The organism is Brucella sp. NBRC 14130 (assembly GCF_040371715.1).
Classification (GTDB): domain Bacteria; phylum Pseudomonadota; class Alphaproteobacteria; order Rhizobiales; family Rhizobiaceae; genus Brucella; species Brucella intermedia.
Genome location: NZ_BAABTE010000003.1, coordinates 459787 through 481826 on the forward strand (window position 1 = coordinate 459787; position 22040 = coordinate 481826).

The following is a 22040-nucleotide window of genomic DNA, read 5'->3' on the forward strand; positions in this document are numbered from 1 at the left end:
AATTGCGAGACAGATACCATTGTGTTTTCAAGAGCATGAATTCAACTGACTGGGACATGGTCAAACGGAAAACTGGTTCAATTTGAGATGAAATTCAACAGAATATTGTTACGAACCTTTTGCGTGTGCGCGCCCATGATAGTATCGATCGTTATTTAAGAGCGCTTACCTTAACTTAATGCTTATTTAAGCTAAGGGCCAATTGCTTAAATAACACTGCGCCCGCATAATTGGGCATGTCCGAATCAGATTCTAACCTTCGGCTAGGCCGCTTCGTCAAGACCCCTGTTGCGGGCGAAATCGTGCGTGCCTTCGTGCCGCCTTCACTGCCGCCCGAACCGCCGATCGACGTGCTGGCCCTTCTGGAGCGGCTAGGCCTGGCCGAACGCGCGTTGGGTCGTCTGGACGGGATCACGATGTTGCTCCCGCGTCAGGAGCTGTTCCTCTACATGTATGTAAGGAAGGAGGCCGTCCTTTCATCCCAGATCGAAGGCACACAATCGACTCTTTCGGACCTGCTCCGCTTCGAGACCGAGGCGCAGGTCGGCCAGCCGATTGACGACATCCGCGAAGTCTCGAACTACGTCGATGCGATGATGTATGGGCTGGAACGGCTGGAGGAGCTACCGCTGTCACTGCGTCTGATCCGCGAGATGCACGAACGCTTGCTACAAAGCGGACGCGGCGGGACGAAAAATCCCGGCGAGTTTCGACGGTCTCAGAACTGGATCGGCGGCTCACGTCCCGCCAACGCGCTGTTCGTACCGCCGACGCCGACCGAGATGGACGATTGCCTTGATGCGCTTGAGCGCTTCATGCACGAGGACGGCTCCCGTCTACCCGCTCTCATAAAGGCCGGACTGCTGCATGTCCAATTTGAGACCATCCACCCGTTCCTTGATGGCAATGGCAGGATCGGCCGCTTGCTGGTGACGTTGTATCTCTGCGTCAACGGTGTGCTGCGCAAGCCACTCCTCTATTTGAGCCTGTACCTGAAAACGCATCGCGCCGACTATTACCGCCTTCTTCAAGAGGTGCGCGAGCACGGGGCGTGGGAAGCCTGGCTCGATTTCTTTCTTACCGGAGTTGCGGAAACGGCCAATCAGGCGTTCGAGGCCGCTACCCGTATTGTTGATCTGTTCAAGGAAGACCGCGAGCGGATTACGACAGAGAGCGACCGGGCAGGCTCCGCACTGCGTATCCACGATTTGTTCCAGCAGAACCCGTTCCTGACGGCCAACCAGCTCGTCCAACAAACAGGGCTTTCGGCTCCGACCGTGAATGCGGCACTCGCCGATCTGGAACGGTTTGGCATCGTTGAGGAAATCACCGGGCGCAAACGGGGGCGCGTGTTCAGTTACCGGCGATATCTCGCCATCTTGAGCGAGGGAACCGACCCGCTCCCCATGACGGCTTAAAAGGGGAGTCCGTGCCGATAAAAACTACATCCGCCGCACAATTCGCGACCGCCTTCACTTGGCGTTTTCCTTGGACTGGTATTCGTCAAACAGTGCCATGATCTGTCGCATCATGACATGCATGGGGTCATCACCCATTTCCTGTGTGATCGAAACCAGCTGAGCCGGGAGGAAATCCGGCAGGCAACAGGGTATGGTCTTGAGGACGTCGCTGCGGTGATGCGTGCGCTCGCCACCATTGCCGAAGGCGTCGATATTTCGTTTCGCACGCGGCCCATGCTGTCGGATGTCGCGGACGAAATGGTGCTGGAAGCTGCATTGAACGGGCAGGCGGAGGCCATCGTGACGCACAATGTCAAGGATTTCCGTCCGGCACTTGGACTGGGTATGACCGTGATAACACCGGGAGAGATCGTCAGGAGACTGAACACATGACGCAGACCCAACGCTATAAATATCCGCTGCAACTTCCGCAATCCTTGAAGGAGACCGCCGCGCGTCTGGCGCAGGAGGATGGTGTGTCGCTCAATCAGTGGATCATTTCCGCCGTCGCACAGAAGATCGGGGCCGTGGAGACGGCCAGCGAATTCCTCAAGGCACGTGCGGGTACGACGAAACGCGGTGCTCTGACAGGCTTTCTGGACAAAGCGCCGGATATTATGCCCGTGCCGGAAGACAAGATGTGATGCAATGATGTGCTGGCAGGCATCTACGGTGAAAGCCTTTTTTGCTTGCTTGAGGGGGCCGGAACGAAGCCGCCCCTCAAGGCCGAGCCGCTTACCGCGGTGGCGCGTTCCGCGTCAGCCTTGACCGGCCGGCTCCGTCCCGGCGAGGGCTTGTGAGGCAGGAAGGCGGGCCTGCGCTGACAGGCAGCGCCAGCCGCGACGAGCCATGCAGACGCAGTGCATTGCCGAGTGAAGGGGAACCGATTCATGACCCGTGCCGCCCTCTATGCCCGCTATTCGTCCGACAATCAGCGGAAGCCTGCGCTCCCGCTTCGGTCGCGTGCTGCTCTTCGACCCGACCAATACGAAGTCGGCGGCCTATAATCCACTGCTCGAGGTGCGGAAAGGCGAATGGGAAGCCAGCGATGTGCAGAACGTTGCCGATGTGCTGGTGGATCCCGAAGGCTCGCTGGAGAAGCGGGAATCACTGGGAGAAGACATACCACTCGCTGCTGGTCGGCGCGATCCTGCACGTCCTCTATGCCGAAAAGGACAAGACGCTCGCCGGCGTTGCCGCCTTCCTCTCCGATCCGCGCCGGCCGATCGAGTCGGCGCTATCCGCCATGATGACCACCCCGTACGTCGGCGAGAAAGGCCCGCATCCCGTCATTGCCAGCGCCGCCCGCGAAGTGCTCAATAAATCCGATAACGAACGCTCCGGCGTGCTCTCCACCGCGATGAGCTTCCTCGCTAATCTCCTTATACAGGGTCAAGCGCCCTAAATTGACATCCAGCCTGGAACCTATCCGCCTCTCCCAACAATATAGAAATCATCGGGCGCTTGCGCCGCTCACAAAGCATTCATGCCATCTCCTTTCAATCCGGTCGAACCGAACGGGGCCGCTATTCAGCGGCCTCCCGGATCGTCCCGACGATCCATTCATTCAGGCTCTTGCCCGATGCTGCTGCGGCAATGACTGCGGCGGCATGGTCGTCAGGCGTGAGGCGGACATTGAACTTGCCAGAGAACTTCCGACGCGGCTCGATGCCCTTCTCCCGGCACATTTCGAGATACACGGCCAGCGACTTGCGGCCTTCCTCAATCAGATCGTGGACGCTCTCGGCATAGAAGTCGGCCCCACCATTCAGGCCGACAAACTCGCCGCGCAGCATCTGAATCTCGGGATCGAAAGCGATGACTGCCTTCTCACCATTGATTTCAACGACATTGTTCATGGCTTTACTCCGTGTTCGTCCAGCCATTTACGGATGCTGGCAACCGCACCTTTGTCCGTATCCGGTGACGGATGCGTGCGATGAAAGACGCGCACTTCGCCGAACAGGAACACGCCGACGCGCGAACCTTCCCGCTCGCTGACTTCCGCCCCGAGAACTACAAACAGCGCCTCTATGTCCGCCCAGCGGATCGAACCGTTGACTGGGCGGGCGAAGATCAGTTCCAGCGTGGCTCTGTGACGCTTTTTCATGGAGTATCCAGTATCATTTTTTAGTACCGTTTTCAAGCTCGATTTTGGCTCCCGAATCGGGCGATCCAGCGTCGGGGCCGAACATTTCATCGAACAGGTCGCCGAACCATCGCTCGAACACCTCGATCTCGGTTTCCGTGACCGGAACGGGATCGGGCCAGTCGTCGGTCACGGTCCATGTGGTGAGGGCGTGTTTCGGCGGCCTGCCGGAGAATGGCCACGGGTAAATGTGACGGCTTGCCAAAACCTGATGCAAAATCTTCCAACCGCGCCTCCAATCAAAGCGCATAGATTCCACCGTTCGCACAATGGCTAAAGCTTATCTGACTTCGCTGCTCTGCAACTGTTGTGAACTGATGTGAAAAAGATTTTCAAATTGAAATATTTCTGATAACAATATTTTCATAAAGATAAAAACAAACGGGAACCACGTGAATCTGTCAACTTTGATCGGGTCGTGCCGGGGTAGTCTGACCTCAAACCAGCAGAAGATCGCAGATTTTGTGCTCGCCAATCCATTCGCGGTCGCGACAATGGGTATTGAGGAGCTTGCACAGGCAACCTCTACCTCGTCGGCAACGATTACCCGTTTTGTGCGGGCGCTCGGATTGGGGAGCTTTACAGATTTCAGAGGGCTCGCGGTGCAAGGCTATCAGTCATTGCTGCGCCCCGTGGAAAATGTCGACCGCGCCCGTCACATCCCGCCCGGAAAAATTGCGGAGGACTCCTTCCAGAGTGCGGCGGAAAGCCTGCGGCAGGTTATGAGTGAAGCCGGGAATACCGCATGGGAGGGCGTTGCCGCCCAGATGATGCACGCGCCGCGTGTTGCCTTTCTCGGTTTTGGCGTCAGTGCGAACATGCTGCAATATCTCGCTGATAAATCGATCCTTTCTACCCAGTCGCAGATCATGCTGAACGGGGCAGGCGGGCTTGAACGTGTTGCCCAGAAAGTGCTTCGGCTGGGGCCTGGAGATCTTGTGATAGCGATGGCCTTGCCACGCTATTCACAGGCAACCGTTGATTTTCTGAAACTCGCGAGGGGCAGGGGAGCCTATTGCATTGCCGTAACCGATGGCCCTGCCTCGCCGCTGTGCCCACACAGTCATGAACAGATTTTTGTGCCTGCGAGCCACCCCGTTTTGCACAGTTCGACGATTGGGGCACTCGCTGCCTTCGAAGCGATTATTGCCGTGCTGACGGCACATCATCAGAGCGTCTCGGATGCCGTCTCCGTAACGCGCTCTCTCATGCCCTATCTTTATGCGGAGGATGAAGATCTGCCGCAGTCCAAATCGAGGACCACGGATGTCAGTGAAACCGAATAAGCCGGTAGAAGCACCGATCGTACGCGTTGAAAATGTCAGTGTTGATTTCAAGGGCGATGATGGCACGTTTCGTGCGGTCAGGAATTTGTCGTTCGAGATCCGACCGGGTGAAACGCTGGCAGTTGTGGGCGAATCCGGATCCGGTAAATCTGTCACCTCTCTTGCGATCATGCGCCTTGTGGAATTCGGTGGCGGCAAGATTACGGAAGGCGCTATCGAATTTACCAACCGCGATGGAGTTACACACGACCTTACCAGATTCGCGCTTGATGAGATGGAAGGTATTCGCGGCAACGATATCGCGATGATTTTCCAGGAGCCGATGACCTCTCTCAACCCGGTTTTTACTGTTGGCGAGCAGATTGCCGAAGCGGTGCGTTTGCATCAGAAATGTTCTTCTGCTGAAGCACGGGCTGAAGCACTGCGCATGTTGGAAAAGGTCCGTATTCCCGATGCCAGGCGCATACTTGACCGTCATCCGCACCAGTTGTCGGGTGGCATGCGTCAGCGTGTCATGATTGCCATGGCTCTTTCTTGCCGGCCGCGCCTGCTGATTGCCGATGAGCCTACCACGGCTCTGGACGTCACCATTCAGGCGCAGATTCTGCGTCTCATCCGCTTGCTGCAGGAAGAGATGGGCATGGCCGTACTCTTCATCACTCACGATATGGGCGTTGTGGCGGAAGTCGCAGACAAGGTACTTGTTATGCGTAGCGGCGAGAAAGTGGAAGAAGGCACAGTAGAAACCATTTTTGCTGCACCGCAACACTCTTATACCCGCGCGTTGCTTGCCGCAGTGCCACGTCTTGGAGCCCTTAACGGTGAAAACCTTCCGCGTCGTTTTCCTCTATTGAAAGCAGATGACAGCGGCTCGGACAGTTTTGCCGAGTATCCTCCGCAAGACACGATCAAATCACCTGACCCGGTATTGCAGGTGCGTGATCTGGTGACACGGTTCGATATCAGGAACGGGCTCTTCTCGAAACTCACTGGTCACGTGCATGCTGTGGAACAGGTCAGTTTCAGTTTGCACCAGGGTGAAACACTGGCGCTGGTCGGTGAATCGGGTTGTGGCAAGTCAACGACCGGACGCACAATTATGATGCTTCAGGAAGCCACTTCTGGAGCGGTCCTCTACAATGGCAAGGATATTTTCAAACTTGGAAGAGCGGAAAAGCAATCCATTCGCCGCAAGATCCAATACGTCTTTCAGGACCCGTTCGCATCCCTCGATCCGCGCCTGACTGTAGGCTTTTCAATTGCGGAACCGTTAATCACCCACGGACTCGCAAAAGGGGCGGAAATTCACGAGCGTGTAGTGGAATTGCTTCGGGATGTAGGTCTGCGGCCAGAACATGCACATCGTTATCCACATCAGTTCTCGGGCGGGCAACGTCAGCGCATCTGTATAGCGCGTGCTCTTGCGGGAGACCCCGATATTCTCATTACCGACGAGGCGGTTGCCGCGCTTGATGTCTCCATTCAGGCTCAGGTCATTAATCTGATGATGGAACTGCAGGAAAAACGCGGACTTTCCTACATATTCATCAGTCACGACATGGCGGTTGTTGAGCGGATATCCCATCGTGTGGCGGTGATGTATCTCGGGCAGATCGTTGAAATTGGTCCGCGGCGCCAGATTTTCGAGAATCCACAACATCCCTATACGCGACGGCTTCTCTCTGCGGTTCCAATTGCCGATCCCCAGCGACGTGAGCGCAGTCGCCCGCTTATCGAGGGGGAAATCCCAAGCCCGGTGCGTTCACCGGACGACATGCCGCTCGTCAGCTCTCTTATCGAGGTGGAGCCTGGCCATTTCGTAGCACGCCATCCCATCGGCGATTTTCATTGATCTTAGGAAGGAGTTGACAATGAAACTGAAGAACTTGCTGTTTTCGTCGGCGTTGGCCGCCGTGATGATGCTCCCGGGCGCGACGGCCTGGGCGAAATCCCTTACCGTTGCGGTACCAAATAACCTGACAGGTCTTGATCCAACGAACATCAATGACACGCTGTCGCAGACCTCGCTTCGTCTTATCTATCAGGGTCTTTTTGGCTTCGACAAGGATATGAAACTCATTCCTCTGCTGGCTGAAAGCTATGAAGCCAATGGCGAAGCGACCGAATTTACCATCAAGATTCGCAAAGGTATCAAGTTCCACGACGGCTCGGATTTCAATGCCGAAGCAGTCAAGGTCAATATCGAACGTCTTGCCAACCCAGACAACAAGCTTTCGCGCCGCAGCCTGGTCTCAATGGTCAAGGAAGTGCAGATTGTTGACGATGCTACAGTCAAATTGATCCTCAAGGAACCGTTTGGCGCGATGATCGCTTCGCTTGCTCATCCAGGTGCTATGATCATTTCACCGGCCGCGCTTGAAAAATATGGCAAGGAGATCGGACGCAATCCGGTCGGAACCGGCCCGTTCAAGTTCAAAAACTGGTCGGCAGATACGCTTGAAGTCGTGAAAAATGACAACTACTGGAAAGAGGGGCTTCCCAAGATCGATGGCGTTACGGTTCGTTCAGTGCCGGAATCGGGCGCGCGCTTTGCAATGCTCCAGACGGGTGAAGCCCAGTTTATCCCTTCCTTCCCTCCTGAACTGATGCAGGTCGCCGAAAAGAACCCGAATGTCGAGGTCGACAAAGATCCTTCTATCGTCGAGTGGTACGTTTCTCTCAATAATCTGAAAAAGCCTTTCGATGACGTTCGCGTCCGGCACGCGCTCAATTACGCCGTAGACAAGAAAGCCTATTGCAAGATCGTCTATAACGATCTTTGCGAGCCGGCAGATTCGATCATTCCCAAGAACCTTGCTTTCCATGTTCCGGTTGGCAATTACGAGTACAATCTCGACAAGGCCAAAGAATTGATGACGGAAGCAGGCCTGGAGAATGGTTTCGAAACGGAAATCTGGGCGAACTCCAATACGGAATCCATACGTGCGGTTCAGTTCATCCAGCAGCAACTGGCACAGATCAATGTGAAGGTGAACGTAATGCCGCTTGAGGCTGGCGTTGCTGCGCAGAAAATCTGGTCCATCGAGAAGCCGGAGGATGCTGCCGTACAGATGTATTATGGCGGCTGGTCTGCTTCGACAGGTGATGCCGATTGGGGTATTCGTCCGCTGCTTTATGGCCAGAGCTTTCCGCCAGCAATGTTCAACGTTGCTTACTTCAAGGACGCAAAGGTCGATGCTGCCATCGAAGGTGCAATCAGCACGGCTGATCCGGCCAGGCGGGCAGAATTCTACGCGGACGCACAAAAGGCCGCCTGGGAAGGCGCGCCCTGGATATTCCTCGGTGTGAACCAGAACCTATCGGCCAAGACCAAGTCGCTTTCCGGCGTCTATATGCTTCCCGATCGTGGTTTCCTGCTCGAAGAAGCAGCATTTGCTGACTAACAGCTCGTGAAAAGAGCGCTGGCCTTTGGGGGCCGGCGCTACCTTTCCGAAAGGGAATTTATGTTTTCCTATCTCATCAAACGGCTTGTTGCCACCCTACCTGTCATCGTGCTGGTGATGGTTTGCGTTTTCGCCTTTGTGCATATGCTGCCAGGCGATCCCGCCCGCCTCGTGGCAGGGCCTGACGCCAGCCCGCAGGATGTTGCCGCAGTTCGTTCGTCGCTTGGGCTGGATAGACCGTTGCCGGAGCAATTCACGCGCTATATAGCGCGCGCAGCTCAGGGCGACTTCGGTGTTTCGCTGAAAACGCGTCGTTCGGTCACCGAGGAGATTGGCGAACGCCTGATGCCTACCGTCTGGCTCACCGTATTTGCAATGCTCTGGTCATCGCTTCTCGGTTTGCTCATTGGCGTGATTTCCGCAGTAAAACGGGGCAAATGGCCTGATTATGCCGGAATGATCGTTGCAGTATCCGGCATTTCATTTCCGCCATTCTGGCTGGGCCTGTTGCTGATCAATATCTTTTCGGTGAAACTTGGCTGGTTTCCGACCGGCGGGTACGGTACGTGGCAGCATTACGTGATGCCTTCATTCACCCTCGGGGTAGGAGTTGCAGCCGTGATGGCGCGCTTTACCCGCTCAGCGTTTATCGAAATTGCGCGGGAGGATTATGTTCGCACAGCACGTGCCAAAGGCGTGCCGGAGCGCAGGGTCATATGGAAACATGCGCTGCGCAACGCTTTGATCCCAATTATTACAATGGTCGGTCTGCAATTCGGCTTTCTGCTCGGTGGATCGATTGTGGTCGAAAGCGTTTTCTCTTGGCCAGGTGTAGGAAGACTGCTGGTCGATTCCGTTTCCTATCGCGATTATCCCGTCATACAGGCATTGATCCTGCTGTTTTCGCTACAGTTCATCTTCATCAATTTGCTGGTTGACGTTCTTTATGCCTTTGCAAACCCGGAGATCCGCTACAAATGAGCACGACAACCGTTTTGGTGGAACCCTCCCAGAAAATGCGCAGACCATTAGCTGAATTCTGGCGGCGGTTCAAAAAGCAGAAGGTGGCCCTCGTGGCGCTCGTCTTTATCATTGCTTTGGTACTGGCGGCAATTCTGGCTCCCGTGCTCGCGCCCTACGATCCGAGTACACCCGACTATAATGCTGTTCTGCAAGGACCCAGTGCCGGGCATTGGGCAGGAACGGATGCCTACGGACGGGACATATTCAGCCGTATTATCTGGGGTGCGCGCATTTCGCTTGCCGTTGGCTTTCTTTCGGTGACGCTGGGTGCTCTTTTTGGTGTCACTCTGGGTATCGTTTCCGGGTTTTACGGCGGTTGGGTGGATTCGATTATCATGCGATTCTGCGATCTGCTGCTTGCTTTCCCAGGCATTCTGCTTGCTATAGCTGTAATTGCTGTGCTCGGACCTGGTATTACCAATGTGATCTACGCAGTCGCAATCTTCTCTATTCCGGTTTTTGCCCGACTTGCGCGCGGTACGACGTTGCAGTTGAAGCGAACCGTCTATGTCGATGCATCGCGGGCCATCGGCGTGGCTGATCGCGTTATCATGCTTCGTCATATCTTGCCCGGCACCTTGCCAAACGTCATCGTCTATTTTTCGATGCGTATAGGCACCTCCATTCTGACAGCCGCTGCCTTGTCCTTCATCGGTCTCGGCGCACAACCGCCAAGTCCCGAATGGGGCGCCATGCTGGCTGATGGCCGGACCTATATGGGCGTAGCTGACCATTTGACGTTATTCCCCGGCATCGCAATTTTTGTCACCGTGCTGGGCTTCAATCTTTTTGGCGATGGCTTGCGCGACGCGCTCGATCCGAAGCTACGATCCGACTGAGGAGCGGTTGTTATGCGAATCTATATCTCCGCCGATATTGAGGGAGTTGCAGGTGTAGTTGCTCCAGCGCAAGGGCAGGCTGGTCATGCGGAATATGAGAAGGCGCGCATTCTCATGACCGAGGAAGTAAACGCCGTAATCGAGGGGTTGGTAGAAGCGGGCGCGACCGAAATCCTTGTCAACGACTCTCACGGGCCGATGACAAATATCCTGCCATCTCTGCTGCATCCGGCAGCCGATCTGCTTCTGGGCAAGCCTAAACCGATGAACATGGCCTGCGGTTTGACGGCTGAGTTCGATCTGTTCCTTATGGTCGGGCATCATTCCATGGCCGGCAAGGGTGGGGTGCTTGCTCACACCACAAACGGTTTTGCATTCCGGGAAGTCCGCATCAACAACTTGCCTTACGGGGAACCGGGTATTTACGGTGCTTATGCTGGAGAGCTTGGCGTTCCAGTTGGTCTGGTTTCCGGCGATGATTGCACGAGGGACGAGAATATTGGATTTTTCCCGGATGCTGAATTTATCGTTGTCAAACAATCTTTCGGTCACCGGGCTGCGCGACAGATATCCGTTCAGCGGGCGCGCGCTATGCTAAGGGAAGGGGCGATACGTGCAGTCCGAGAAGCTGGTAGTAAAAAAGCCTTCCGGCTGAATGGGCCATACAAGACAGAATTCTTGATGAGCAATGCGGCACTCGCCGATCAAATGGCAATACTCCCCCCAGCCAGACGGGTTGATGCCGTCACGGTGGGTTTTGATTGTGTGACAATGGCAGAGGTGGTCGGCTGGATGACGGCACTTTCCGCCATGAGTTTCGCGTTGCGCTGACGCGATTGGATAAAGCAGAACTCCTTCCACATTGAGGTTAGAATGTCTGAAACGATGCCGGTTATCGCGCTGCATGGTGGTGCGGGAACGATACTGAAATCTATTATGACGCCGGAGCGCGAAGCGGCCTATCATGCTGCCTTACGCGCCTGTCTCGAGGCGGGGCTAAATATTCTGCGCGAGGGTGGCACATCGCTCGATGCTGTAACGGCTTCGGTCATGGCATTGGAAGACGACCCGTTGTTCAACGCGGGACGTGGCGCGGTCTATACCACCGACAGCACCCACGAAATGGATGCGGCCATCATGAATGGAATGACGCGTGAATGCGGTTCGATTTCAGGAATTTGCGGCCCGCGTCACCCCATACTTGCTGCACGCGCGGTGATGGAAACGACCGAGCATGTATTTCTGGCCGGTGATGGCGCCAGGCGTTTCTGTGAAAATGCCGGTCTTGAAATGCAAAGCCCGGAATGGTTCGGTACGGAACATCGGCTCCATGCCCTCAAGGTCGAAATGGACCGTCGCAAGAAGGGGCTTCCCGATGATGGCGATCCTGCTCGCAAGCACGGAACCGTCGGGGCGGTCGCGCTCGATCGCTTCGGTCATCTCGCTGCAGCAACTTCTACAGGTGGCATGACCGCCAAGACGCCCGGTCGCGTCGGTGATAGTCCCGTTATTGGCGCCGGAACCTGGGCGGACGATGCCACTGCGGCCATTTCGGCAACTGGACATGGCGAATATTTTATTCGCCGGGCGGTTGGACACGAGATAGATGCGCGTATGCGCTGGGCAGGGCAGGACTTGCACAAAGCAGCAGGCGACGTCGTGACCGAACTTGGTGAAATCGGCGGTTCAGGCGGGCTTGTGGCCGTGGACGCAAAGGGCAATATCTGCCTGCCCTTCAATAGCCCGGGCATGCATCGTGCATGGTGCGGTGTGGACGGTGTCGTTCATACCGGAATCTATCACCATTGATTTCGTATGCACACCCGTGTCAACGGCGGAATAAAATCAGGCCAAAGGGCGGTGTAAAAGTAGGCCGCTGGCGGCGTCGGCGATTTTGCGAGGGTTTCAGCCGGCCTTACTGGCTCGGCTTTGCGCGAGACGATAACTGTCGCCGTTCAGGGCGCCTCGAAGGCGCTTATCACCAGTGGAGGAAGGATCCCCCCAGATAATTGTCTATAGGTCTGGTAGTTAACAAGCGGCTTGCCGGGCAACCGGTCGGGCTGAAGCCTCGTGACAAAGGCCGCCATGGGCGGTCGAGCTATGCCACCTGGAGGCCCTTGGGTATTGGAAATGATTGGCACAGTGAACCGTGCAGCCGGGAGAGCCTGTGCCACCGTCGGTCTTGGAGATAGGCCAGAAAAGGCGAGCGAACGAATGCAGATCAGCCAACGGCAATCACGCTGGCGACAAGCCGGATGCTGATGACAAGGCCGATGCCGCCAAACGGCTTGGCGCAGTGGTATTATCCAGTGCCCAGCTGATCGGCAGGCAGATGGCGCGCGAGGATTTCGAAAAGTCCCTGCGGGCTGCAAATGACAATCAAAGGGATAAGAGTTGGAAATCGGGCTCGATAATCAGGACGATGAATAACGTCCACATTCCGTTTCTCCGTTGAAGATACAATATAGAAATGATATCTAGAAAGTGTGTCTATATGAGGAGATTACCATGGCCTTGAGCATCAAGACCGATGAAGCAGACCGGTTGGCGCGGGAACTATCCCGTCTTACCGGCGAGACCATGACTGACGCTATCACTCAGGCCATGCGAGAGCGACTGGACCGGCTTCGTGCCGAGCGCGAGGCGCAGCGCGATTACGTTGCGCGTATGAAAGCTTTCGTTCGTGATCGTGCCAGTCGTTATGACCGCCGTCCGGTTACGAAACAGGAATGGGACGAAGCCGTCGGCGATACCTCAGAAGAGCCAGGCTATCATCAATGATGATTGTCGACGCATCAGCGATCATAGCGATCCTCTTCGATGAGGTGGAAGCGCCGGAGTGCATGGATGCTCTCCAGTCTGATACGGCGCGTCTGATATCGGCGGTGAATTACGTCGAGGCCGGTACAGTTCTTGCGGGCAGGATCAGGGAGGGAGATCGGCATGCTGCGATTGCCGATCTGGATGCATTCCTTGCTGATTTCGGCATCTTGGTTGCGTCCATAGATGACAGGCTTGCACGAGCTGCGATGAAGGCGCGGGTGGAATACGGCAAGGGATTTGGAACGAGAGCCGGTTTGAACTTCGGTGATTGTTTTGCCTATGCCTTGGCAAAACGGCATTCCGCTCCCCTTCTCTATGTCGGTGATGACTTTGCGCTGACTGACATTCAATCCGCGCTATCACGCGGCCCCTGCCAAGGCTAGCGCTTAGCCTTCATGCTGCGGAAGCGAGCAGCTTGGCCCGTTCGATCCGCTCACGCTCGCGCGGCGAATGCATCGCTTCCCACAAATCCGTCCGGCGCTGCACGTTCACCCAGAAGTCAGGGCTATTGTCGAACACACGCGCCAGAATGAACGCGGTCGGAGCCGTCACCGTACGGCGGTCGTTGCAAAGCTCGTTCACATACTTGCGCGGAACCCCCATCGCCCCGGACAACGCCGATTGTGTCAATTCCCAAGGCTGCATGAACTCTTCCACCAGAATTTCACCAACTGTCGCGGGCTTACGTACGGTCATCGGCATTTTCGTCACCTCAACGATAGCTGTGATCGTCCAGATAAAGGCCGGACGCTTCACCCTTATTTCCACCTCATCGGAACGCCAACCGCTATTGCTTGGTGACGTGGATGGAATGAAAACCCTCAAGATTGCCTTTCACCGTCTGATTTCGTCAAGCTTCGCCCGGGAACATAGTTGCGTGCTCTCGACGAGAGTGCATATGGGCCAGACGACCTTCATAAAGAAAGGGTTCCGTCAAGGTGATCCCTCGGGTTTCGGATTGCGCAGTTTCCTGATCGATGATGCTGGCAATCCAAAGAGTTAACTTCGCCCACGCGAACACAAGAACATCCAGACCGATCGCGTCATTCTTAAACCGGGACCACCAGAGGAACTCGAAGTGGTCAAGCGCATCTACACCGATTTCGTAGAACGCGGATTGACCGAACCGCAAGTTGCCAGTCGCCCGGCGTGACGGATCATGGTTTGCGCGAAACGGCCGCAGCAAGGCCTCGGGATGTATCGCTCACCACATTTCAATGCAAAAGCGCGCCGGCTAGGGATCAACGTTTCGTTTGTCATGGGTGTTCCTGCGCCGTTTCGGAATTTGCCTGCCAACGGTTATATGACCGATGGCAGGCTGGCGATACAATCTATACGCTGCTAGGGGCTACAGAGCAAAATTAGCCTGAATAATTCATGTCGAGTTGACGGATGTAGCCTAACCTTTTGAAACAGCGTAAGAAATGGTTGTCGAAGCCGATCCGTGCAGTTTCCGGGAGACTACATCCGCCATGAACGATCATACGGTGCCGCTGAGCGGTTTGTCACCCATTGATGGCAAGAATGTTGTTGCCCGGTTTGACGGCGGAATGCTGTCATCGGATGGTGGCCTTCTGGCTTTGAATGAAGTCGAGAAGCGCTATCGTATTGCCGAGCGCCTGGCAGGCTGCATCAAGGATCCGCGCCGTTCAGATCAGATTGTACATGGTCTTTCGACGATGATCAGCTTCCGCATACAGATGATTGCAGCAGGTTATGAGGATGGCAATGATGCCAACCGGCTTCGCAGCGATCCGGTCTTCAAGATGGCGCACAATAGTTTGCCCTCAGGCCGGTCGCTGGCCTCTCAATCAACGATGTGTCGGCTGGAGAACCTTCCGGGCGTTCGTGAACTCCTCGCCATGGGCCAGGCCATGATCGACCTTTACTGCGCCTCCTTCCGGCAGGTACCGAAGCGGATCGTGCTTGATATTGATGATACTTTTGATGCTGTTCACGGTTGCCAGCAGCTTCGCCTGTTCAATGCCCATCATGACGAATACGGTTTTCAGCCGATTGTCGTCTTCGATGGTGACGGCCGGTTCGTCGCCGCAGTGCTACGCCCGGCCAAGCGACCAGGCGGCGCTGAAATCCGCGCCCACCTGCGCCGCCTTGTACGGATGATCCGAAACAACTGGCCCAATACCTGTATTCTGATCCGGGCCGACAGCCATTACACCAGCCCACTCGTCATTGACTGGTGTCGCGCCAATGACGTTGACTTCATCCTTGGCGTGGCGCCGACCACGACACTGCGCAAGCGCTTCGAGACCTCGGCAAAGGCGGGCAAGGTGCGCAGGTTCACGGCATTCTTCGATGGGGCGGCGAGCTGGAGCCGGGTGGAACGCATCATCGCGCGTATGGAAGCTGGTGCCCAGGGGACAGATACCCGCTTCATCGTGACCAACCTCACAGGCAACAGACCGAAAACGCTTTATGAGGGCGTCTACTGCCGACGTGGCATGGCCGAGAACCATATCAAGTCGTGGAAGACGCATCTGGCGGCTGACCGCACGTCTTGCACCAGAGCCACCGCCAACCAGTTCCGCCTCTTCCTGCATGCTGGGGCCTATTGGCTGATGTGGGGCCTGCGCGCTGCGATGCCGAAACGCTCACGCTTCGCCGTCGCTCAGTTCGACACATTGCGGCTGCGCCTGATCAAGATCGCAGCGCGAGTGATCGAAATGAAGACCCAGATCCGTCTCCATCTGCCGACCTCTTGCCCAAGCCAGAATATCCTGCGCCTCGTGCTTGAACGCATTCCAAAGCTGGCAACTTAAAAAAAGGGCGTAAACGCCCCGAAACCTCAACCCGTTCGTCGCAACTTCCAAACCCAGATGACACAACGACCGGTTAAAACCGGCGAATGTCCCCCTGTGAAAAACGCTCACTTCGGCACACGGCAATTTGCACGATGCGCGCCATATCCATTCCGCTATGAATTAACCGGGTTGGCTGTTAGTGATGACGGACTTACTTCGTCATTTCATCGACCGTCTTCACGAGCATAGGCAGGCCGTCTTCGGGGGTAAGATCGCCCCGCATAACCTTGGCAATGATGTCGCGTTCCGCGCGCCAGATGCGCACCGACGATCCGGTCGGATAGCCCTCCCACGGGCGCGCCAGCTCGATTTGGGATGCCACTGTTTTGAAGCGCGGTTCCTTTTCGTAAAAAGGAGCAAGATAATCAGCGCCGTCAGCCAGTTTGTTCGTCGGCAGATATCCTGTCGTTTCTACCACGATACTCTGTCCTTTCGGACCGGTGGCGAATTTCAGATATTCCCAGGCCGCCTTTTGCACTGCCTCATCTTGTGAAAGAATGATGCCCGCCGCGCCGCCCGTCGGGAGGCCGCCATTTTCCTTATCGTCAACCGGTACTCTTATCGTGTTCAGTTTGAAGCGGTCTCCTACAAGACCGATAATCTGTGCAAGGCGGGCGGGTGTATCGATGAAATAGGCTGTTTGTCCGGCTGCGAATTGCTGGCGCGCCTGTTCAAATTCCAACAAATTCTCGCCGCCCTCAGTCACGATACGACGGAGAATTTTGAGGGCTGCCAGACCCTTTTCATTGTCGAAACCGGCATTTCCCGTTTCAGGCTCGACGAGCTGCGTTCCTTTCTGCCGCAAAATGGTCTGCCAGAGCCAATCGTCGGGCCAATCGTAGATTGTATAACCGATACCCGCCATCTTCGGGTCTGCGTCATGGATTTTCTTGGCGCGCGCCAGAAGATCGTCCCAGGTCGCCGGTACCTCCTTGGGGTCCAAACCTGCTTTCTCGACGGCGCTTTCATTGACGTAAAGAATTGGGAGCGACGCGTTGAAGGCCATACCGTATTTGGTACCATCTACAACGCCGATATCGAGCATGGACTGTGAATAATTCTCCGTTATCCAGTTTTGTGGTTCGGCATCCAGAAACGGCTTGAGGTCCACGATCTGATTGCGCTTGGACAAAGTGCGCGCAAGCTCGGGCATAAGATGATAGCCGGGAAAGTAGATGTCTGGAAGCTGATTGGTGACGGCCAGCCGCTGCATCAGGAGATGGCCTTCGTCGTAGTCCTTGGCAGGAGCCCGGAATTTTATCTTGATATCCGGGTGTTCCTTCATGAAGGCTTGCGAAATTGGATCATGGAACTTCGCGAAGCCGGATTGTGCGTAGAGCACGTCCAGTGTCACCTCGGAGGCGGGTGCCGTTCCCGCCATACAAAGCGTCAGGGTTCCGGCGGCGATGAATTTTGCTATATGTTTCATATGTTCCTCCCTGGATTAAGACGTTTATTTATTGAGGCTTCTTATTTGACACCGGTCATGGTGATGCCCTGGATGAAACGCTTGCGCGCAATCAGGAAGCAGATCACGAGCGGGGCTGTAAGCATGGTGGCGGCCGCCGTCAGGGCTCCATAATTCGAGCCAGTTTCCGCGTCTGCGAAGAGCAGCATGCCAAGCGGTGGCGGAGCGAGCTGATTGTCGGAAATGACGATGAGCGGCCAGTAAAGGTCGTTCCAATGCGCGACGATCGAGAATACCGCGAAAGCGGCGATTGCCGGCATGGCGCTCGGCGTGACGATGCGCCAGATGATTTCAAGCTCGCCCATGCCATCAAGTCGTGCGGCATTGATGATATCGTCGGGAAAGCTCCTGAAAAACTGCCGGAACAGGAATATGGCGAAGGCCGACAGGAAAAACGGCAGCATCATCGAGAAATAGCTGTTGAGCTGGCCAGCCCAGGCCAGGGCGATATAAAGGGGAAGCGCTGGCACCTGGATGGGGATCGCCAGTGCTAGCAGGATCAGAACGAAGAAAAGGTTGCGGCCGGTAAATTTCAGCTTGGCCAGTGCGTAGGCACACGGGATTGCGACAATCAACTGGACCAGAAGGATACCGCTGCACACAATGACGCCGTTCAGTGCAAAGCGCAGCAACGGAGCGCTTTCAAGCGCGAAGCTGTAATTTTCCACGCCATAAAACTGCGTTGGCCATAACCGCAACTGAGCGCTGAATATCTCATTTGGTGGTTTGATTGATGTAACCAGCATCCAGACGAAGGGCATGACGATAAAGATTGCGCCCACGATCAAGATGGTGTGGACCGCGATGAAGCCAAGTCCCCGTTTCAGCCCCGAGAGGCTGCGGGCAGGCGGGCTTGCGGCTTGTGCTTTCATGTCCGGTATCGGTGTCAATAGTGCACCCTCCTGTCTATGAAAAAGGTCTGGATGCCCGAAAAGATCAGGATGAATGCCAAAAACACCAGAGTCAGAGCTGCGGCATAGGCGGTCGAGAAATACTGGAAGCCTTCCAGATAGATCGCATAAAGGATCACATTGGTGGAATCTTGTGGGCCCCCTCGCGTGATCGCGACTACCGTGTCAAAGACCTTGAAGGCGGTGATGGATGTGGTGATGAGGACGAACATGGTCGTCGGCCCAAGCATCGGCCAGGTCACGGTCAGAAAACGATCGATCACGCCAGCCGCGCCATCAATATCAGCGGCTTCATATAGGTCTTTGGGGATCGCCGAGAGACCGGCCAAAAACAGCACCATGTTGAAGCCGACCAGTTGCCAGATTCCAATGACCGCCAGCGTCGGCAGCGCATAGGCGGGGTCGCTGAGGAAATTGACGGGCTGGAAGCCCAGGGCAACAATAATCGCATTGATTGGGCCAAGGCTTGGATGAAGCAGGAACTTCCATACTGATGCCATGGCAATAAGTGTTGCCGTGACCGGCAGGAAGAAGATGACCTCATAGATTGCGCGGCTACGCGTTCGGCCATGGATGAGGAGGGCGAACAGGAGGCCGAGCGCCACTGATCCGGGAACCACAAAGGCCACGTAGATGAACGTGTTGAAGAGCGATCGACGGAAGGTCTCGTCGTGCAAGGCATTGGAAAAATTCTTGAGGCCGGTAAATGACAGCGTCAGGTCGCCAAGCTGATAATCGGTGAGGCTGAGCACCACCAAGACAATCAGCGGCACGATATGGAGCAGCAAGAGCAGCATGAATGCGGGTGCCGCCAGGCCAAGCCCTGTCAGCTTCTCGACGAATTCTCGCCGGCCAAGCCTTTGTCCAAGGGCCGGTTCAACGCGTTGAGCCATGTTTTGCCCTCCCGGAATCGTCGTCTGACAAGAGCACATGCGTTTTTCCGGCCCGCCGTCCGTCGGGGCCGAAAATATGGCAAAGCGTGGGGTCGAAGGTCAGTCGCACGGCGTCGCCTTCGTGGATGTCTTCGTGCGGTGATGTTGTGCGCATGATGAAGCCAGTGGCGTCCGTGCCGGTCAGGTCGAGGTGATGGAGAAATTCGGCGCCGAGATTTTCCGTGCGGCGCAGGCGTGCGTCGATGATCGGTTGGCCTGCAGCTGCCTGCTTGGGCGAACGCAGGTCGAGCGCCTCCGGCCTGATGCCGATGGTCACGCTCTCGCCTTGCGGCAGGTTGACGGCGATGCCAAGCGGCCGACCGTGTATTTCCACACGGCCGGCCGGTCCAATCGATGCGGGCATGGTATTGATTGTTGGGCTGCCAATGAAGCGGGCCACTTCCAGATTGGCCGGGTGCTCATAAAGTTCCGTCGGCGTCCCGAGCTGCTGCACCTTGCCGCCGTCCATCATTGCGACACGGTCCGACATGGTCATGGCTTCGATCTGGTCGTGTGTGACATAGATGAAAGTCGCGCCCATGCGCTTGTGCAGTTCAGTCAGTTCTGTGCGCATGTGGACGCGCAGTTTCGCATCCAGATTGGATAGCGGTTCGTCCATCAAGAAGGCACGCGGCTGGCGGACCATCGCCCGGCCGAGCGCCACGCGCTGGCGCTGCCCGCCAGAAAGCTGCGCAGGTTTGCGGCCAAGCAGCGCCTCGATCTTCAACTGGCCGGCCACGGCTTCGACCTGTTTTGCAATCTCTTGTGTGAGCCTTTTGCGGCGCGGCGAGAGATGTTTGATCAGCGGAATGCGCTCCAACAGGCTGAGTTTTTCTACTGTGAGGGGAACAGCGATGTTGTCGAAAGCCGTCATATGCGGATAAAGCGCGTAGCTCTGGAACACCATCGACAGCTTGCGCTCATGCGGGCGCAGGTGGTTCACCGATGCGCCGTCCACGCTGATCGTACCTGCCGACTGGCTTTCCAGGCCGGCTATGATGCGCACGAGTGTCGACTTGCCGCAGCCCGAAGGCCCAACGAGGGTAAGAAATTCCCCGTCGCGGATCGAAATATTAATGTCGTCCAGCACCTTGAGGCTTCCGAACGATTTGCTGATGTTTTGGATATCAACCTGGGACAAAAGCTCTCCTCCAGCATTCGTCGCCCGCCCAAACTATCGTGGGGGGTAAACCTCGTGCACAACGTCATCGATCCACATCATCTTCAGTTCCGGCAGATGTACACGCGTAAAGCTGAAACCTGTTTCCGAGAAATCGTAGCGTACGGCGCCAAGCTGTTTTTCGCCGCCCAAAGGCGGCTGCATGTGTGGACCAACCGCGAAGGCGGCTGACGGACACCAGACGAACTGGACGCCGTCGAGAATGAAATCGTGTGAGAGATGAAGATGACCACTGGCGATAAGATCGACACCGAAACGCTGCGTGAGGCGCTGCAGCCGGGTGCGCGGTTCCCGCTTTACCGACCAATAGCCGTTGTCGATATCCTCCCAGCCATTGATAAACAAAGGTTGGTGGGTAAACCATGCGATGCGGCGGCCGTCCGCGCTCTCCATTTGTCGTTCCAGCCAGTGAAACTGCGCTTCTTCCGCCGCAAGACCGGAACTTAAGATCATGGAATCGAACCCGAGAAGGCGCCAGTTTCCCACATCCTTTGCCCAGAAATCTGCGCCAAACTGTCGGTTCCAGCGTTCCAGACGATGTTCGTTGGCCGGCTGATGTGCGCTTTGCGGTTCGCCGACATCGTGGTTTCCCGGAACAACCAGCATCGGGGCGGGCAGGTCGACCATCACTTCGCGGCAGAAGGCAAAATCGTCCTCAACATCCGCGCCGTCCACGCTGATATCGCCGGAATGGATGATGAGTTTGGGATTTTCACTGGCAAGCCAGTTTTTCAAAGGCCGCCAGTTTTCCACGAAATGCGCCTTGTGGCGTCCAAGATGCGTGTCTGAAATCTGTATGACGCGGACCATTCTTTCATTCCCCTGATTGCAAACTGATCAGATCAATTCACCGCATCGAAAAAAGTTTACAACTGTTGGTGTGGCTTTGCAAATGTAACGCTGTGATCGGTCGGTCTGTCATGTTCACCGATGAGGATATTGGCAGCGGTTATCGCAGCCGGTAACTCTGCGGCTCCGTTGACCACGAAAGCAGCGCCGCTGGCCTTGAGAAGCGAAGCCCGATCGGGACGCGGATCTGCTGGATCGACAAATCCGATCGCAGTCATGCCTGCTGCATTGGCGGCGACGACGCCGTGCGAACTGTCGTCGATCATCACGCAATGCTCCGGCTTGACGTGGAATTGTTCAGCGCAATGCAAAAGAAGATCCGGGGCAGGCTTGGGTCTTGCCACCATCTGGGCGCTGAACACTGCGGGATGGAAATGTTGCCACAAATCAAGCTTGCCCAGACTGCTTTTGAGGCGCTCGATGGAACTGTTCGAGGCAACGCATTTGGGCCGCTTCACGCTTTTGACCACCGCATCAATGCCGGGCATCGATGTGAGCGAACGCCCAAATTCCTCATAAAGGCGCGTGTGCCAGGCGGAGAAATGGACATCGACGTCGACCATGCCTAATTCTTCCGCACAGATCCTGCGGATAGCCGGTTCTGAATGGCCGGTGAACCTGACATGCGCCTCCTCATCCGTGATGGACATGCCGGCATTGCGCAGCATTTCGGCAAGTGTCCGGCTGGCGATGGGCTCGCTGTCGATCAGCACCCCGTCACAGTCAAAAATAATGAGAGCAATATTTTCAAGAGCATCCAAGCCTGCTGATGTTGTGTCGGTCATGGCAATCATCCCTGCATGAAGGGCATTGGATGGACGGCAGGAAAGCAAGGCCGCATATCGTACGGGATAGGTCGATGTCGTTTTGCCCTTTTGATTTCCGGCCGCATCG

Annotated in this window: 24 protein-coding genes and 1 pseudogene; 15 read left to right on the top strand and 10 right to left on the bottom strand. The window is 55.9% G+C overall.

Annotation, left to right across the window (positions count from 1 at the left end):
* The first annotated feature begins 236 nt into the window (after positions 1-236).
* The 4 genes and pseudogenes from ABWW28_RS08340 to ABWW28_RS08355 all read left to right on the top strand — a co-directional run.
* Entirely contained in the window at positions 237-1418 is a 1182-nt protein-coding gene (locus ABWW28_RS08340; RefSeq protein WP_353390730.1) for a Fic family protein, read from the top strand.
* A 117-nt stretch (positions 1419-1535) separates the two neighbouring features.
* A complete protein-coding gene (locus ABWW28_RS08345; RefSeq protein ID WP_012090878.1) occupies positions 1536-1853 on the top strand; it encodes a PIN domain-containing protein in 318 nt (105 codons plus the stop codon).
* Positions 1850-2104, top strand: a complete 255-nt coding sequence (locus tag ABWW28_RS08350) for a toxin-antitoxin system HicB family antitoxin (RefSeq protein WP_353390732.1) — start codon at positions 1850-1852, stop codon at positions 2102-2104. The genes ABWW28_RS08345 and ABWW28_RS08350 overlap by 4 nt, the downstream gene beginning before the upstream one ends.
* A gap of 301 nt (positions 2105-2405) precedes the next feature.
* Positions 2406-2832, top strand: a pseudogene (locus ABWW28_RS08355) (type IV secretory system conjugative DNA transfer family protein); the annotation flags it as partial.
* Between the two features lie 154 nt (positions 2833-2986).
* Here ABWW28_RS08355 and ABWW28_RS08360 read toward each other — a convergent pair.
* The 3 genes from ABWW28_RS08360 to ABWW28_RS08370 are packed head-to-tail and all read right to left on the bottom strand — an operon-like array spanning position 2987 to position 3859.
* Entirely contained in the window at positions 2987-3319 is a 333-nt protein-coding gene (locus ABWW28_RS08360) for a type II toxin-antitoxin system HicB family antitoxin (RefSeq protein WP_012090880.1), read from the bottom strand.
* A complete protein-coding gene (locus ABWW28_RS08365) occupies positions 3316-3570 on the bottom strand; it encodes a type II toxin-antitoxin system HicA family toxin (RefSeq protein WP_279675699.1) in 255 nt (84 codons plus the stop codon). The genes ABWW28_RS08360 and ABWW28_RS08365 overlap by 4 nt, the downstream gene beginning before the upstream one ends.
* 13 nt (positions 3571-3583) lie before the next feature.
* Complete coding sequence (locus ABWW28_RS08370; RefSeq protein WP_235915181.1) at positions 3584-3859, bottom strand: hypothetical protein; 276 nt, start codon at positions 3857-3859, stop codon at positions 3584-3586.
* Positions 3860-4001: 142 nt separating this feature from the next.
* On the opposite strand from ABWW28_RS08370, the gene ABWW28_RS08375 reads away from it, so the two are divergent.
* From ABWW28_RS08375 to ABWW28_RS08420, 10 genes are all read left to right on the top strand, one after another.
* Positions 4002-4895 (top strand): MurR/RpiR family transcriptional regulator, encoded by an 894-nt coding sequence (locus ABWW28_RS08375; RefSeq protein ID WP_012090883.1) that lies wholly within the window; start codon positions 4002-4004, stop codon positions 4893-4895.
* Complete coding sequence (locus tag ABWW28_RS08380) at positions 4876-6747, top strand: ABC transporter ATP-binding protein (RefSeq protein ID WP_353390735.1); 1872 nt, start codon at positions 4876-4878, stop codon at positions 6745-6747. Before ABWW28_RS08375 ends, ABWW28_RS08380 begins: the two co-directional genes overlap by 20 nt.
* 19 nt (positions 6748-6766) lie before the next feature.
* Positions 6767-8299, top strand: a complete 1533-nt coding sequence (locus tag ABWW28_RS08385) for a glutathione ABC transporter substrate-binding protein (protein ID WP_040129733.1) — start codon at positions 6767-6769, stop codon at positions 8297-8299.
* Between the two features lie 60 nt (positions 8300-8359).
* A complete protein-coding gene (gene gsiC / locus ABWW28_RS08390) occupies positions 8360-9280 on the top strand; it encodes a glutathione ABC transporter permease GsiC (RefSeq protein ID WP_012090886.1) in 921 nt (306 codons plus the stop codon).
* The gene (locus tag ABWW28_RS08395; RefSeq protein WP_012090887.1) at positions 9277-10161 is read left to right on the top strand and encodes an ABC transporter permease subunit; all 885 of its coding nucleotides are present in this window, start codon (positions 9277-9279) and stop codon (positions 10159-10161) included. The genes gsiC and ABWW28_RS08395 overlap by 4 nt, the downstream gene beginning before the upstream one ends.
* A gap of 12 nt (positions 10162-10173) precedes the next feature.
* Entirely contained in the window at positions 10174-10992 is an 819-nt protein-coding gene (locus ABWW28_RS08400) for a M55 family metallopeptidase (protein ID WP_012090888.1), read from the top strand.
* A gap of 42 nt (positions 10993-11034) precedes the next feature.
* Positions 11035-11970, top strand: a complete 936-nt coding sequence (locus tag ABWW28_RS08405; RefSeq protein WP_012090889.1) for an isoaspartyl peptidase/L-asparaginase family protein — start codon at positions 11035-11037, stop codon at positions 11968-11970.
* Positions 11971-12328: 358 nt separating this feature from the next.
* Positions 12329-12616: a hypothetical protein gene (locus ABWW28_RS08410; RefSeq protein ID WP_125302027.1), complete on the top strand. Its 288-nt coding sequence runs from the start codon at positions 12329-12331 to the stop codon at positions 12614-12616.
* Positions 12617-12669: 53 nt separating this feature from the next.
* Positions 12670-12942: a type II toxin-antitoxin system VapB family antitoxin gene (locus tag ABWW28_RS08415; protein ID WP_353390739.1), complete on the top strand. Its 273-nt coding sequence runs from the start codon at positions 12670-12672 to the stop codon at positions 12940-12942.
* Complete coding sequence (locus ABWW28_RS08420) at positions 12939-13367, top strand: type II toxin-antitoxin system VapC family toxin (RefSeq protein WP_012090892.1); 429 nt, start codon at positions 12939-12941, stop codon at positions 13365-13367. Before ABWW28_RS08415 ends, ABWW28_RS08420 begins: the two co-directional genes overlap by 4 nt.
* Positions 13368-13377: 10 nt before the next feature.
* Here the strand turns inward: ABWW28_RS08420 and ABWW28_RS08425 are convergent, their stop codons facing one another.
* Entirely contained in the window at positions 13378-13686 is a 309-nt protein-coding gene (locus ABWW28_RS08425) for a HigA family addiction module antitoxin (protein WP_012090893.1), read from the bottom strand.
* Between the two features lie 770 nt (positions 13687-14456).
* Here ABWW28_RS08425 and ABWW28_RS08430 point away from each other — a divergent pair.
* Complete coding sequence (locus ABWW28_RS08430; protein WP_353390741.1) at positions 14457-15764, top strand: IS1380 family transposase; 1308 nt, start codon at positions 14457-14459, stop codon at positions 15762-15764.
* Positions 15765-15957: 193 nt separating this feature from the next.
* On the opposite strand, the gene ABWW28_RS08435 is transcribed toward ABWW28_RS08430, so the two are convergent.
* From ABWW28_RS08435 to ABWW28_RS08460, 6 genes are read right to left on the bottom strand one after another with little or no spacing between them, the layout of a single operon-like run.
* Positions 15958-17235 (bottom strand): ABC transporter substrate-binding protein, encoded by a 1278-nt coding sequence (locus ABWW28_RS08435; RefSeq protein ID WP_012090895.1) that lies wholly within the window; start codon positions 17233-17235, stop codon positions 15958-15960.
* Positions 17236-17276: 41 nt separating this feature from the next.
* On the bottom strand, positions 17277-18164 hold the full coding sequence (locus ABWW28_RS08440; protein ID WP_012090896.1) for a carbohydrate ABC transporter permease: 888 nt from the start codon (positions 18162-18164) through the stop codon (positions 17277-17279).
* A complete protein-coding gene (locus tag ABWW28_RS08445) occupies positions 18161-19078 on the bottom strand; it encodes a carbohydrate ABC transporter permease (protein ID WP_353390744.1) in 918 nt (305 codons plus the stop codon). The genes ABWW28_RS08440 and ABWW28_RS08445 overlap by 4 nt, the downstream gene beginning before the upstream one ends.
* Positions 19062-20258, bottom strand: a complete 1197-nt coding sequence (locus ABWW28_RS08450) for an ABC transporter ATP-binding protein (protein WP_112700970.1) — start codon at positions 20256-20258, stop codon at positions 19062-19064. The genes ABWW28_RS08445 and ABWW28_RS08450 overlap by 17 nt, the downstream gene beginning before the upstream one ends.
* 33 nt (positions 20259-20291) lie before the next feature.
* Complete coding sequence (locus tag ABWW28_RS08455) at positions 20292-21107, bottom strand: metallophosphoesterase family protein (protein WP_353390746.1); 816 nt, start codon at positions 21105-21107, stop codon at positions 20292-20294.
* 56 nt (positions 21108-21163) lie between these two features.
* The gene (locus tag ABWW28_RS08460; protein WP_151615793.1) at positions 21164-21931 is read right to left on the bottom strand and encodes an HAD family hydrolase; all 768 of its coding nucleotides are present in this window, start codon (positions 21929-21931) and stop codon (positions 21164-21166) included.
* Between the last annotated feature and the right edge of the window lie 109 nt (positions 21932-22040).